Raw genomic sequence first — 14,824 nt, 5'->3', positions numbered from 1 at the left:
TTTTTTGTTTCTCGCATTCACTTTTCCTGCGCAGACGCTGGCAATACGACGCTCCCGCGTCCGCCCGGATGATATGTAGCGTTGTTTTATTGGTGTTTTGAGAGTTCCTAGCTGTTTCGAAAAGGGTGATACGTTGGTTGGGTTCCGGGCTGGTGTAATAGCAGACTAAGGGATCGACCTTTCGATGTCAATAACGGCGCACTTAGATATTGAATTTGCATTCAATGGGGTGTAGCGTGCTTTTGCGATGTCAGGTGACTTTTATCATATGAGCCAAAAGGTGATTTCTGCAGCGAAAGGGCAGAGCGCGGTTGCTGCCGCAGCCTATCGTCATGGCGCAAAGATGGATCGGGATCTGACGGGCGATGTTGCTGACTTTCGGGCGAAGAAAGATTGCGTGCATGCAGAGATCGCATTGCCAGAGGGTGCGCCGGGCTGGGCTGTTGAGGCGTATGGTGATGGTCGTGGTGAGAGTGTAGCGGAGCGTTCGGCGCGTTTGTGGAATGATATTGAGGCACGGGAGCAGGAGCATAATCGTCGCGCGACTGCGACGTTTGCGCGTGAGCAGATCATAGCATTGCCGAAGGATCTTTCCGTTGAGCAGAATGTGGAGCTGGTACGTGACTATGTTGCGCGTGAGATTACGGCGCGCGGTTACCTAGCGAACTGGGTTATTCACGAGAAGGGCAATAATCCGCATGTGCATTTGATGTATGCTGAGCGGTCTCTTGATGCTGATGGCTGGGGCAACAAGATCCGTTTGGGCAATCGTCGTCAGGCTTTGGTGGAGCAGCGTGAGGCTCTGGCGGAGGTGATCAATGCGCATCTTGAGATGCATGGTTTTGAGTATCGGGTGGATCATCGCAGCTATGCGGATCGTGGTTTGGATATCGAGCCAACGCGGAAGGTGGGGCCAGAGCAGCGCAATGAATATGCTGCCGAGGTGCGTGCGGAGCTGATGGCGCGGAACGTGGAGATCCGGGCAGCGAACGCTGAGTATCTTCGTGAGAACCCAGCTCAGATGTTGCAGATCGTGTCTGGTCAAAAGTCTGAGTTTACGCGTGAGGATGTCTGGCTGGAGGTGTCTTCGCGTCTGGTGTTTGAGACCAAAGAAGCGCGTGAGGCATATGTCGATCAGGTGATGGCGTCTGGGGATGCAATTGCGGTTGGTGCATTGCCCTGGGCTGAGCGTCTTCCGGATAGTGTGGATGGCACGGTTTATGCGAGCGGCATGCGTGAGAATATTCGGGCGGGTGTTTTGGTGCGCGCGCGGGAAATGCAAGAGTCTCGTCTTGGTATCCCTATGCCTTCAATGCAGGTGTCTGAGCTAGATGGAATGCAGCAGGCGGCGCTTGACGAGATGCTGAGTGATCGGCGTCTGAGCCTTGTGACGGGTTTTGCCGGGGCTGGTAAAACCTTCACAATGAGCAAGGCGGTTGAGGCGCTACGCGAGGCTGGCATCCCGGTGATGGGTGGTGCTTTGTCTGGACGTGCGACCGCCGAGATGGCAATCGATGGGTTGGATGCGCGCACGTTGGCGGCATGGCAGTCTTACTTTGCCACGAGTTCGGATCATGGGCGGCGCCCGTTTGTCTTCATCATGGATGAGGCGGGGATGGTTGGTGCATCTCAAATGCGGGCTGTGCTTGAAGCTGTCGATCGGCGTGGCGGTAAGTTGGTGCTTGTGGGTGATGAGGGTCAGCTGCAGCCGGTGGGCGAGATCGGGCTTTATGCGGATATGCGCCTGCAGCTTGACGGTGTGACCATTGATAGTGTGCGTCGTCAAAGCAACCCGCTTGAGCGGGAGGCTTCGGTGCAGCTGGCGCGGCGCAATCCTGAATTGGTCCTGAACTATTATGACGCGCAGGGATCTGTGCATGAGGTCGCCAAGCTTGGTCAGGCGGTTGCCGGCATGGGTGAGGCTTATTGGTCTCGCGGTGACGGGGCTGATGATGGGGCAGGGGTCAATCCTGCGCTTGAGGGTCAGGTTTTGGCCTTGGCGCATCGGAATGCGGATGTGCGGGATCTCAACGTAGCAATCCGTTCGGCGGGTCTTAGGGGCGGGCATCTTGGGGATGTTGCGACCTATCAGGTACATTCGGGCTTGAATCTGGAATTGGCTGTTGGCGAGCGTCTTTATGTTCAGCGCGGTGTCGGGCGGTCCGGTCTTTCCAAAGGCACCTTTGTGTCGGTGGTTGGTTTGGATGTCTCGGGTGTTCAGGTTCGTGCTGATGGATCTGAGGCTTCGGTCTTTGTCGAAGCCTCAGATCTTGATCGTGTGACGCATGGCTATGCTGTGACGGTTCATAAATCTCAGGGTATCACCGTGGAACACGCGATGGTGCTTGGGTCTGGCATGATGGATAGCCATTTGGGTTACGTGGCTTTGACGCGCCATCGCGGATCGATGAACCTGTGGCTCCCCGAGGATGAAATCCAAAACGGCGTTGCCGGATTTGCCGAACAGATTGGCAAGTCCGCGCGTGGTGTTGGTGATCCGGAGCGGCTCAAAAGCGCACTCTCGGAAGTTGCGGTGCAGCAGAATGCCTTGGTCACAGAGGGTCAACGCGGTCACGGCAATATCAATCAAGATGGTCACATTGCGGCAGTGGTCTCTCACTATGAGGGGCTCATTAAGTCAGCTGCTTCTGGTTTGAAAGATGTTACCGAGCTGGGGCACCAAATGCTTGGGGATCCGGTGCAGGCGCTGGAAACGTTGGCGCGTGATCTGCCGGCCTTCTCAGTTCAAGACCTGGCAGGGCATGTGGCCAGCCATGTTCCGGACGGCATGAGTTTCCGGCGCGTGGTGATGGAGGCGCTGGCGTCGCAGGAGGCCGTGGTTTTGGGGCCGGAAGATAGCGAAGTGCCGGTGCGTGTTATGACCAGCGAAGCGCAGCTGGGTCGCGAGAAGATCTTTGCGGATGCGCATGCGCGATTGCTGACCTCAGAGGGTCAGGCATTCAGCTCTGTTCAGAGCGCGGGCATTCTAACCGGGGCGCAGCACCGTGCCTTTGACGCCATCCGGTGTGGCACCCATCGGTTGCAGATCCTGCGCGGCGACGCGGGTGTTGGGAAATCTCTGTTGGCGGATCAGCTCATGCGATCAGCAGAGGCGAGTGACTTCAAGTCGGTGATGGTTTTGCCGGATGCGCGGAGCCGTGACCAGGCGCAGGAGCGTCATCGTAAGATGGGGACCGGCATTCCTGAAAACACGGTTTTGTCCTCAGTCGATCGCGCGGTCTCGCAAGATGCAGCTCTCTATATAGTGGATGATGCGCATCGCATGCGGTTTGAGGATCTTTCCAAGTTGCTTGATCACGCAAGTCAGTCAGGGGCAAATGTTGTGTTGTCTGGCGATGAGCGTGCCATTGGATCTTATGAGCGCTCCAATGCCTTTGCGCATCTTATAGATAATGGCACAGCAACCTATACGCTTGCAGGTGGTCGTGGCTTTGATCCGGTCAGCCGTGATCTTCTGGAACGGGTCTATATGAATGAGGCCGGAGCAGCGCATGGGTTGTCAGAGCGTCTTTCTGAGCGCGGCCGGCTGGTTGGTTATGACGGGATTGATGCAGCCCTTGATGGTGCGCTTGCGGCCTATCGCGAGGATAGTTCTCACTCCAAGATTATTCTTACGCAGTCCTATGCGATGTTGGAAGAGCTGAATGCCACGATGCTGCGCGAGACGCCGGATGTGGCTCGGCTTGAAGTGGTGCAAAAGGATGGTGAAACCATCGCGCTTGGTGCTGGCGACATGGTGCATATTACCGGCGCGGATCGTGGTGTTCAGGTCAAGGGCGGGCAGCGCGCTGAGGTCCTAGCGGCATCTGAAATCCGTCTCAGCTTAAGGCTTGAGGGGCAGGGGACCGGTCAGGGGCGAGACGGTCGTGTTGTTCACGCGGATCCGCGCGCGCTGCAGCTGGAATATGGGTGGGGCGCGACCTTGCGCCAGGCGCCGGCAGGCATTGACTCTGTTCATATGCTAGGCGGTCTACGTGGCGATCGCGGTGTTCTTTATAGTGGGCTTACCCGCGCAACCGAGACTTCTGTTCTGCACGTGCCACGCGTGGATGCAGATGTTTGGGTCAAGACAGCGGCAGAGCGGGTGATTAACAGGAATGTAGCTGCCGACTTCCTTGAGCTATCGCCATTCCGGTCAACCGGCAAAGAAGATCCAAGCGTGTTTAAAGACTTCGCTGCGCAGAACCTTGGTGGGCAACGTGCGTACAACAGTTCTCAGTATCGCTCAGGTCAGCGACCAACCACAATGATGCGGGAAGTACGCCGTTATGGTGGTGCGCGGATTGATTGGTCTATGAGCCACGGGCTTCCGCGTTTGCCGAAGAATGAGATCGATGCGGCCCGAATGCTGATCCGTTGGATGTCGGGTCCCGACAATCGTGCCGGCCGGCGCGTTATGGAGCGCGAGCTCTCTGGTCCTGCAGCGCGCGGGTTGTCTGCGGGAGAGCTGCGGGCGGATGAGATCGCGCGCTACGTTGAAGTGCTCTATGTGGATGCAGCTCAAATTGAGATGAAGCACAGCCGTGAGGATATCAGGCGAGTGCTGGCCTTTGGGGCTGAGCAGGAAGAGATTATTAAGACACTTGGACCTAGGGCGGTACGGGGTGTCGAGGCAGCTGGTGAACAGATCCGGTCAGCGCGGTTTGAGAACTCGGTTGCTCACAAGTATCGAAATGACAAGTTCTTTAACCCAAAGGGCTACTTTTACTCAGATGATCCCGCAGACAATATCGAGTGGCTAGGGAATGTCGATCGACCTTACTATGACGACTACATTGGCCGGCTCAAAAACCGAGTTGAAGCTGCAGTTTACAGTGACGAGGCTAAGTCGATAGACCGTCTCATCTACAGTGCCGAGTTGCAGTCCGAGAAGTTGCCAAACGACGGGCTGAAACGCGTGTTGCATGATCTGAGTGTGATGAGAGAAACCGGGCAGGGGCCTGACTATGATCTAATCATGAAGGGCCGCAAAGACCTAGAGCGGCTAATGCACGGGAAAACCGATGGTCGGATCACAGACCAACAATTCCAAGATCGCTTGCAGAGGTTGTCGAAGTTTGTCGGATGGCATGATGTCCAAGCGATGCAAAATCCAATACTCCCATTCAACGCCCCCGGAATGACTGTAGAAAATGAAACCCGCACCTGGTTCAGTCAGTTCATTCCGACGAACTTTATATCGAGGATCCTGGAAGTGCCTGGGTCACGAGGGTATGAAGCACGGCTTACGCCGATTGCACATAAAGAAGGTGTTGAGCGTTTGCGGGCTGAGCAAGAGCACAAACGGCAGCAGGAGATTGAGCGCGGGAACGATATGGGACCAGGGCGATAATTTTTTACAGCACCCTTTAAGCACGCAATCCGGAATACGCACCTTGATTTTCTATTAGCAGTTTTTCCGCGCGGTCGCGATTTCTGCCTTCACTTTTGCATTTTGTTTTTATGAAATTTCGCCGTAAAGCTTGCCGGTGCCAAATTTGTGTTTGTGAACTACAAGACATTGATGTGCAGTAAGCGGACTCTACGAGAACAAAGATTGGCGGAATATCCATCCTTTTCAAACCTAGCTTGTAACCGCTCGCTTGAAGGCTTCTGGTTCTTTATCGAGAACTTTCAACAGCACCGCAGCAGGTCCGCTAACTACTCGCTCTCCTTGTTCCCATTTTCGATAGCCGGAAAGGCTCATTCCGACTAAAGGGGCCATTTCACGCTGTGTTAGCTTTGCTTTCTTTCGAATTGATTTTGGGTCTGAGGGCTCATGAACGATGGCGGCGCCTTCCCCGCTTACAAATTCCAAAGCTTGTCCCAGTGATTCAATTAGTTCGTCACCGACAGTTGCCATTTCTTATCTCCTAGCAGCGGCCTTGATTGCTGCAGTCAATTTCATCATTGCCTTTTTCTCATCAGGCGATAAGTCAATTTTCTTGTTCTTTGCGTAGACAGCCAATGCCAGCAATGGGATTGTGTCATCTAAGTAGTAGTAAACGACGCGGGCACCGCCTCTTTTACCACGACCTGGAAGTGCGAAGCGCACTTTTCTAACACCACCCGTTCCCGGAATAATATCTCCGCACTCTGGGTCCACTGACAATAAGTCAATGATGTCTTCTTTCTCTTCGTCATCAAACAAATCCGCAGCTTGCTTTGTAAATAGGGGCATTTCCGCGACTGTTTGCATCAAACAAATATAACCCGTTGGGTTACTAATGCAACCCCATTGGGTCACTTTTCTGGCGACCCATACTAGCGATGGGTCAATGCTTCACATCCCCTCTGGGAGGAAAGCCATGATACTCACAACCTTCTCTACCGCTGTGGCGCTCTCATCGTCGTACAACTATTGTTCCCAGTGTGAAAAGCGTGAGACTATGTCTGCCTCTCTCAAAGAGAGACACAGAGAAGAAGTGGTCGCGAAATGGCATCAACAGTTTTGGTGTGTTTGAGCTTTGGATGAATCCGACGACCGGATCATGGACCGCTACAGGGTATTTCCCAGAAGGTCGAATGTGCGTTTTGGAGGCCGGTTCAAACTTGCACCTGTTTGTGATCGACCCATCTGGAGAAGAAATGTAGGTAGCCATTCATTGTTAATAAAGTCGCCCCGCTGTAATGAATGGCAGGGTTTTTATTCGTTCTACGGCATCTCTTTTGATCGTTTGCAGATCAACGTGGTAATGGCGCTTCTCGGACCGCCGTTGACTGAGAACAGACCACCCTCCGAAGAATAATAATCGGCATCAGGAAAACCATGGTGTTCGCACTCGTGCTTAGCTTGAGTATAGTCGCATGGTGCGTTGTCTAAAGGTTTCCCACAGGTGCGCCCTTCCTGCCATGGGATGTGAATCTGAACCCTATTGTAGTTGGCGCAACTGACATATAGCGCAGGGGATGAAATCGTAACTCCTTTGCAGATCTCGTCGAGCACAGCATTGCTCCTGAAATCGTAAACTGTTGGATTGTTTGTTCCATGAGCCATCAGTGGTGAAGAAACAGACGACATAAGGCAAAGCGCTGCAGCAAGTTTGGTGTTCATAAATTTCTCCAAAATAATGTTTCAATGAAACGAGTATATTCAAGTTGGCGAAAAGCGCCACTTTTTGAAAATTAGACGATTGAAATTCAACATGTTGTCTCCAGTCCTGCGGCATTTCTAGCCACAAGTTCGATCCTCTCATGCTCAGTCCATCAAGCCAATGAAAGGCTAGTTCGTTCGATATCCCGGTGCTTACGGAAAACACAAGGAGCGCTTGAAGCGCTATAGAGGAGTCCTGGTTGCTCTAGGGTTTCCGGTTGCGTTGGTCAGCCATAGCCGCTCTAGTGGCTGCCTGGGCACCGGCAATCATCGATCTATTGGAAGGGGACATGATAGCGTGTTTTCCAAGGGCGAAAAGCGGATTTTCGCTGCAGGCTGCGCCAACGTCAGATTTGCGGACAATACATAAATAGGAAACTATTTACTTTGACGACCGCACTTTAGGGTCAACGTATAAGCGTTTGCCCTACTATCCACTTAATAGTTGATGCAAATCTGTTGTTGGCTGGTCTTGCCGATAGTAAATTGTCCCTGGTTACAAATACTCTTTGGCCAGATGCGGGAAACTTTCCACAAAGCGAGAGAACTTGTGACGACCACAGGTTACCGGCTCATAACGGGCTGGATTTTCCGCACTGACACAGCTTGGCAACGGCGCAAACTCGGCTTCGTAGTCAGCGTCGATGAAAAACGGAATGGAGTAGCGCTCGCGCCCAGAAGTATTCACAACACGATGCAAATTCGCCAAGTAGACGTCATTGGTAAGGCGTTGCACGAGGTCTCCGATGTTGAGCCTCCCCCACTGAACTGGTCCGCCCCTATAGTTAGGAAACGGAGGATCAGATATGGGAATCAAGCGTCATAAGCCGGAAGAGATTGTCACTAAGTTACGGCAGGTTGAGGTGCTGTGCGGCCAGGGAATGCCGCGCATTGATGCAATCAGGCAGGTTCAGATAACGGAACAGACATTCTATCGCTGGCGTAAGCAATACGGCGGCATGGGAACCGACCAACTGAAGGAACTAAAGAGGCTTCAAAAAGAGAATGATCGGCTGCGTCGAGCTGTGTCAGATCTTACGTTGGACAAACTCATCCTGTCGGAAGCTGCACGGGGAAACTACTGAGCCCTTCGCGTCGTCGTGCCTGTATCAATCATGTACGCAGCCAGTTCAGTGTATCGGAGCGGCGAGCCTGTCGTGTCCTGGGACAGCACCGGTCCACACAACGTCGTTTGCCGGTTGGCCGTGCTGACGAGGAGCGTCTCGTGGCTGATATGATCGAACTGGCCCGCCAGTATGGGCGGTATGGCTACCGCCGGATCGCAGCTTTGCTCAGAGACGCCGGATGGCTTGTGAACGACAAGCGTGTCGAACGTCTGTGGCGGCGTGAAGGGCTCAAAGTGCCAATGAAACAGCCGAAGAAAGGGAGGCTCTGGCTCAACGATGGCTCGTGTGTTCGTTTACGACCGGAGTACCGCAACCATGTATGGTCGTATGACTTCGTGCATCATCGAACCGATGACGGGAAAGCGTTCCGAACGCTCAATGTCTTGGATGAACACAGCCGGGAATGCTTGGCGATCCGAGTGAAACGGAAGCTGAGCTCGACAGAGGTTATCGATGCGCTGACGGACTTGTTTATCTTGCGCGGCGTTCCTGCCTTTATTCGGTCGGACAACGGCCCGGAGTTCATTGCTCAGGCCGTCCGCGATTGGATTGCAGCGGTCGGTGCTAAGACCGCCTATATTGAGCCGGGATCGCCTTGGGAGAACGGATACTGCGAAAGCTTCAATGCAAGGCTTCGGGATGAACTGCTTAACGGCGAGGTCTTCTACTCGCTAAGGGAGGCGCAAATCCTGATTGAAGAATGGAGGAAACACTACAACACGAAACGACCACACAGTGCCTTGGGCTACCGCCCACCGGCCCCGGAAACCATCGTCCCGATGGAACCCAGGCCAATAATGCACTAACAGTCAAACTGGACCACTCAGGTGGGGCTGATCAGTACTGCAGGACTATTGACAAAAAATTAACTTCGTGGGGATTAGGGCTTGGCAAAATTAAACCTCTTAGACAGGCTCGTCTTGTTTCGACATTCAGTCTACAAAACGACTTCTGTGTCTAAGTCATTTACTGTGTACTATACTAGATCAATAGATGCACCGGTCATTTTCAAATTTTCCTATCTCGGAAATGTCCAGTACCACAAGCTTTCTCATACGGAAGTGCTTAGGCTGGAGTCCGAGCTCAGGAATGAGCTAAGAACCGTACAAAATTTTGAATAAGTCTGGTTTGTTCTTTTCAAGTAGAATTTCGAAAACCGGTTCGACAATCACTGTTGCCGCCTAAGTTTGCCAGTAAGTCGTAACGCCTCATAGACGCAGCCTTAACTTACTTAGAACTTCATCAGGACGACCACAATTCGGATAGTCCACTATTCCCAAAAACGAAATTTGTTTTGGCTCAATCAGAAAAGCGGAATTGTCACGTACAAGTGCAGCAAGATCTTTGTCGGCAAAAATTGCAAGCGTTTGTCCTATTTCCAGCGTCTCGCCAAAGGCTTCCGAAAAGAGCCCCCTCCAACCGTGATCCTCCAGCCTTCCAATCGTAGTGTGCAATGCTTTTGCCAAATCAGAGTACTCTGTTGGCTCCGCGCGAGGGTTTTGTTGATACTTAGGCCATTTGCCGTTCGTCGGTTTGCGGTATTCACCTTCGCGATGTCTTAGCGAACCTGAGTAGCTGATCGGCATGTTTGCGCTCCATTCGCGAGCACCAGTTGAATGGAAACCTTTCGATTTTCCTGACTTGAGAGCTACAGCGTCTTTCGTAGCAAGTCGGATTTCCTGAACCGCTGACCAAGTGATCTCGGACAGTTTCTTGTGGGCACTCATTTCTTTGCAAGTAGGAAAGAAGAAGGCTTTTGAGGGGCCGCTCAGCCTATCAAGTTCTTCGTCCGATACGGATTTGAAAGTCAGGGCGCTGTTACCGCCGACGACCTGATCGATGCGTTCTACCGCCCCGACAAAGAAAAAACCATCGAAGTCCCAGGTGAAAACCTCGCCGTCAGAAATGTTTGGGCGTTCTAAAATCAACCACCATCTGTCTAACTCATATACGAGTGCAGCAAGTGCATCCCAGCCACAAAGTCCGCGCCAATCTGCTTTTTGCAATTGTCCAAGCTGCTCTCGCAAGAAAGCGATGCGATCACTCGCGACGGCTGAACCAGCTTCTAAGATTTGCTCTTCGGTTGCGTCCAACGTGAACGAAGAGTGTTCTCGGACTGTCGGTACGCTACTGTACTTAAAAAAATGTGATTGCTCCCAAAACGTCTTACCTGCTTGCACGGCGTACCAAATATCGTCGTGGTCAGCGTCGTTGAATTTGTTCGGGCATTCGCCAATAAAGATCAACTCTTCACCTAGAGTGTTGAGTTGATCTGTGACCGTTTTGAGGACGGTGAGGAGTTCAGTTTCCCTAGCAATTTCTGTCATTTGGTCGTCGCCATTTCTTTTCTCGTGGGTTCAAAGTCCCAGCAATCGATAATCTCTCGCAGATCGGGAATTCTGCCAAAGGCTGTAAATATTGCTGCTTCTGCGATCCAGCCAAAATCTACGATCTTGCCGTCAGGCATTGTGCGAGGCTTCCCAAAGACTTTGCGAACAATCATTGGACCGCACGAATTCATCATCAAAGATAGTGCCCTCAACGGATCAGCTGACAGATAAGTTGTTGGGCTGAATAAAAATTCACAGACCGCATTGGCCTCTGGATGGGCAGATTGCGACAGGCGCCCTGAGACATATTGTGCGACCTTGCCGTATCCACTGTCAACGCGTCGATGGATCGGCGAAGGCAGCCGAGCGGAGTCTACAATGTCAAACCAGTCTTCTAGTGAAACCGCGTGTCCAAGGTCTTCGCAGACATGTTGCTCTACCAATTTCGCGGTATCCTGTCTGTGAGGGAAAGCGCGTGCTACTATGGCTGCGCCTAAATCAATGTGGTGCAAAACGACCCGATGCCGTCGATCCGCACAAGCAAATTTGGTTGAATCCATAAATTCGTGGACGGCCAAGTCTTTCTTCCAGTCATTGGTAATCGGCGCGCTTGCTTGCGCATGCTGAAATGGGCGCATTGGTTTTTATTTCTTTTCAATTGGATGCTGGTCGAAAGCAATAGTCAAAGCTGACACTCAAGCACTACGCAGCAAGAATCAAGGTTGGGCTAGTTCTGTTTTCTCAAAACTATAACCAATTGATCTAGTGCTTAGTTCGTTAGGGGAAGAATTTTGCCCAAAACGGTCGGATTGACAGTCAAATTCGGATATTTAGCAAAGGGAAAAGATCTGTTTTAGAGTTTATGGAAAAAAATGACGATTGCATTAAGTATGGCGGCCAGATCATCGAGGGCTGCATGAGTTTGCAGAAAGAATATTCAGTCTAGTACATGCATTGATTGATTGCTTTGTTTCGTTGCAAGCCGGCGCTCTAGTCGTTTGCATCTCTATAATGTTCTTGGACGCCGGTTTCTTCGCAGTTTTTTTAAGGGAATAGCCGTTTGGGCAATCGCACAACCATTCATACTTCTCATCGTTCTTGGTTCCATGCCATTGTTAGTTTTGTTGCGCATGGCTAAGGGCTTATTTTTCTTTAAACAACCTCTTCTCGTAGCCCACATAGCAGGAGGTTTGATCGGCTAAATAGCATCAGTTTTTTGCGTTTGAGGCCGCAACGGTAGATGTCGCTTGGGTGCGTATTCTGTCCATTGGGCTTCTTTCTGGAATTGCCGGTGATTGGACATGTTGGCTTATTGAAAAGCCGTTTTTTGACTCCAAGAATAACAAAAGCGGTCACTAGCGAAGCTGCCGCGAAGGTCAAAAAAGTCCGCAAAGCGGTCATTTAGCGGGTCCGCATGCGCTGCAAAGCAAGGAATGGCAAGTTCGATCCCGTTTGAACCGATGCCGCGTGTTACACGAGCGGCAGCTGTGCAATCACCAAAGACAGTTTTGCAGACCATTCAAGTGCGAATTCTCATAAAAGAGCGATTAGATCTAGCGCAACAGTTCGACGCCAGTGTTATTAAGTCGTATGCTTTTATTCATTTTTTTAGGATTTCTCAATGGGTTCGCGCTTACTTTGCGATTTGTTAGAAACCCGCTTAAAGCTTTCATCTGGGGAGTGATACTGGGAGTTGTCCCTTTGATTTTGCTAATGGGTCCGGCCAATGCTCCTGTTCAGGGCATTGGTTCGGTTCCGAACTTTGCTTTCTTCCCGCTCGGGCCCATAATGCTGGTTCCATTTGTGGGAAGCAGCGCGGCACTCGGCATGGCAGGCGCTGCAATTGTGCTGTGGATCGGATGCCAACAACCGAAGTGGGTCTCATGGGCGGCTGGGGTTGCAATCGCGGGGCTGACCGCATCGGTGACACTCTGGCCCGTTGCGCAGCGTGAAACTGCAAAGCGCCAAGTCGCTAAGGATCGAATTGTTCTGGCTGACGCGATCAAACGCGCAGATTTCAAGGGCACGTTATCTGGGCACAAAGTGGCATTTCCGGCCAGTCCTCGTTTAGCAGTGATTGATGACTGCGCTCCGGGAGTCCAAGCTGGGCTTTTCGGATGCACTACAAACCTGATCAACCCTGTTTCCATTTTAACAAAACCCGATGAAGTGCTCTTGAAAGAACGTAGAGATCCCATCGTTTTCCGCACTATCAGCATTTCAACGGTTGAACAGGACTGCCGCACGGGGAATGACTACTGCCTCACGCAAGAGAAAGTCGAGCGATGGTGCAATCAGGTCCGTCCTGACCAAGCCGATAGCATCTGGTGCCTTGATAAACGGCGATGCGATTTGGGTTCAGAACAGATGCTACGCCCGGCCCATCTGATCGCGAAGAACCAGAACTGGCCAAACGCTACGCTGACAGCGCACTCGGTCCCAGCCGCGTCACATGTTTCTACAGTCCGAACCCCAAGGAAACTGATCGACTTGGTGCTAGCTGTCGCCTTACGTTCATCATGGCTGATGGGGTGAGCGCTATCCTTGGTGCACGTCGCGAACAAATAATTTCAGACGATCCAGTGCTAATCGAACCGATAGAGTTGATCCCAAGCTACTGGGCAAAACTGACGGAAAATCGATAGCCGACATAGGTTCCCGCTGCAGCATCAGTCAATTTGGGCTCAAGCTTGTCACTCGTTGCGTCGTAGAGGGGATCAGGGCTTATGATACGAACCTGCCCCCTACCGGAATCGACCCCTTTTAGGAGCCATACTGCCAGTCACTGCGCGGAGTAGATCAATTCCTCAGGAACTTCGCTTCCAACTTCGTCAAACAACATCTTCCAAAATTGGTTCATCAACTCCCCAATATTCTGCCCCTTCTTAAAGGTGGTGCGAAAGGAAACTTCGTCTTCGTAAATTGGGCCTGGAAACTTTGAGAAATATCGCCGGTCGATTGCTAGGTGCAAACCGTTAGCACCCGAAATACCCATCTCGACAGTAAAGCTATCGCCATAGCCGAGCTTCTGGGCAGTGTCTATCATGCTGGCAATTGATCGATAGTACTCGCGCTGAATGGCCCCTGTAGGTAAGTACCGAATGGATTCTTCACCCTCATCCTCAGCGCTTGTCCACAAATCAGCGTAGTAGCAGTCCACTCCCCAAATTTCACGGTTTTTGAAAATTTGGGTGAAACCTATCAGGTCTCCATCGTTTGCGATACAATGTGAGACTGCCCCCCAACGATTGCGAGAACGACTGCATCCTCCTTCCGACAACAAAGGCCAAAGGCCGGCAGTGGCGTCTACTGCTTCCCGGCTGCTAATGTCCGGCAACTCTAGTTCAGGAATGAGCCTCGTGTAGACTACGCTCGCTGCGCCGCAGTAGGTATCATTCCGAACGTAGGGTCGATGCGCTGGGACGATGGGGTGATCCGATGTCCAGTAGGCGCCTCGAAAGTTGGTACTAGACACCTCTTGGTGTTGCGCGGTCTGCTTAGTCGATCCTTTCTTCAAATAAAGCTTGAGAATATGTGTCAGCTCTCTGGCAAGTTTTCTTTGCTCCGCGGAGATGGTGTCTTTGTCTGCGTCCGGGGGAAGGGAATATTGGACAGGATGGCGGCGAGTTCGAAGGTCGAAGGGGAGTTCAGTGGCCTCGCCGTAATGTGTGTTCATCAACTTGATGACAGCGGAGTCACCGAGTTTCCCATAAGAGTAACCGAGTTCGATGGCGACGTTGCTGTTAATGTGCTTTTTCTGAGCTTGCCCCGTGCCCACGAGGGAAACATCCGCGACAACAACATCTGATGAAGCGATCTTGTCGAGGATGACCCGAACGACGTCTGGCGATCCAAGGACGCCCTGGGTGTCCTGATCCACTTCAATATTTTCACGCTCTGCTTCATCAATATCTAGATCATCGCCTAACTTCCCAACAGCGAGTAGCAGCGCGTTATGGATGAAATTCTTGTTGATCTTGCGAGGGGCATCCATCTGCCACGAGTAAAATATTTTCATGAAAACGGCCTTCATTTATTGCTTTCGGCAAGAGTCGGGGAGGTGGCGCAGATGCGCAAAATGTAATCCCGCAAGCAGTAAACCGGCTTCCAAAGCAATTAGTTATCACTTTGTCCAATATCTGTAGAGGGAGTTGTCACGTTAATCGGGTAGCGATTGCCTCCTTGCTGTTTGCTACGTAGGTCACGGCGATGCAGACACCTTCCATCAGCTACAAGCGGCACCGGTTCCCGCCTTCGATCATTGCCCACGCGGT

Annotated in this window: 10 protein-coding genes; 3 read left to right on the top strand and 7 right to left on the bottom strand. The window is 51.9% G+C overall.

The window, feature by feature from the left end; all coding sequences use genetic code 11:
* Nucleotides 1-268 precede the first annotated feature (268 nt).
* Nucleotides 269-5,353 carry an AAA family ATPase gene (locus WG622_RS17985; RefSeq protein ID WP_339404762.1) on the top strand — a complete coding sequence of 1,695 codons (5,085 nt, stop codon included), beginning with the start codon at nt 269-271 and terminating at the stop codon, nt 5,351-5,353.
* Between the two features lie 231 nt (nt 5,354-5,584).
* Here the strand turns inward: WG622_RS17985 and WG622_RS17980 are convergent, their stop codons facing one another.
* From WG622_RS17980 to WG622_RS17965, 4 genes are all read right to left on the bottom strand, one after another.
* Nucleotides 5,585-5,863, bottom strand: a complete 279-nt coding sequence (locus WG622_RS17980; RefSeq protein WP_303963522.1) for a helix-turn-helix domain-containing protein — start codon at nt 5,861-5,863, stop codon at nt 5,585-5,587.
* Nucleotides 5,864-5,866: 3 nt separating this feature from the next.
* On the bottom strand, nt 5,867-6,199 hold the full coding sequence (locus WG622_RS17975) for a type II toxin-antitoxin system RelE/ParE family toxin (protein WP_339404761.1): 333 nt from the start codon (nt 6,197-6,199) through the stop codon (nt 5,867-5,869).
* A 456-nt stretch (nt 6,200-6,655) separates the two neighbouring features.
* A complete protein-coding gene (locus tag WG622_RS17970; RefSeq protein ID WP_303963516.1) occupies nt 6,656-7,054 on the bottom strand; it encodes a hypothetical protein in 399 nt (132 codons plus the stop codon).
* A 535-nt stretch (nt 7,055-7,589) separates the two neighbouring features.
* Entirely contained in the window at nt 7,590-7,910 is a 321-nt protein-coding gene (locus WG622_RS17965; RefSeq protein ID WP_339404760.1) for a 2OG-Fe(II) oxygenase family protein, read from the bottom strand.
* Between WG622_RS17965 and WG622_RS17960 the strand changes: the two genes are divergently transcribed.
* A protein-coding gene (locus tag WG622_RS17960) for an IS3 family transposase (RefSeq protein WP_339404759.1) occupies nt 7,900-9,026 on the top strand; the annotation gives its coding sequence in 2 pieces (ribosomal slippage) (nt 7,900-8,164 and nt 8,164-9,026; 1,128 coding nt in all). The genes WG622_RS17965 and WG622_RS17960 overlap by 11 nt on opposite strands.
* 402 nt (nt 9,027-9,428) lie before the next feature.
* On the opposite strand, the gene WG622_RS17955 is transcribed toward WG622_RS17960, so the two are convergent.
* Nucleotides 9,429-10,547, bottom strand: a complete 1,119-nt coding sequence (locus WG622_RS17955; RefSeq protein ID WP_339404758.1) for a hypothetical protein — start codon at nt 10,545-10,547, stop codon at nt 9,429-9,431.
* The gene (locus tag WG622_RS17950; protein ID WP_339404757.1) at nt 10,544-11,188 is read right to left on the bottom strand and encodes a DUF6915 family protein; all 645 of its coding nucleotides are present in this window, start codon (nt 11,186-11,188) and stop codon (nt 10,544-10,546) included. The genes WG622_RS17955 and WG622_RS17950 overlap by 4 nt, the downstream gene beginning before the upstream one ends.
* A gap of 1,063 nt (nt 11,189-12,251) precedes the next feature.
* Here WG622_RS17950 and WG622_RS17945 point away from each other — a divergent pair.
* On the top strand, nt 12,252-13,085 hold the full coding sequence (locus WG622_RS17945; protein ID WP_339404756.1) for a hypothetical protein: 834 nt from the start codon (nt 12,252-12,254) through the stop codon (nt 13,083-13,085).
* Nucleotides 13,086-13,332: 247 nt separating this feature from the next.
* Here the strand turns inward: WG622_RS17945 and WG622_RS17940 are convergent, their stop codons facing one another.
* Nucleotides 13,333-14,568, bottom strand: coding sequence for a hypothetical protein (locus WG622_RS17940; protein ID WP_339404755.1), 1,236 nt, complete (start codon nt 14,566-14,568; stop codon nt 13,333-13,335).
* Between the last annotated feature and the right edge of the window lie 256 nt (nt 14,569-14,824).

Source organism: Cognatishimia coralii (assembly GCF_037478305.1).
Lineage (GTDB): Bacteria > Pseudomonadota > Alphaproteobacteria > Rhodobacterales > Rhodobacteraceae > Cognatishimia > Cognatishimia coralii.
The sequence above is the reverse complement of the archived record's forward strand: the minus strand, read 5'-3'. Positions and strand labels throughout refer to the sequence as shown.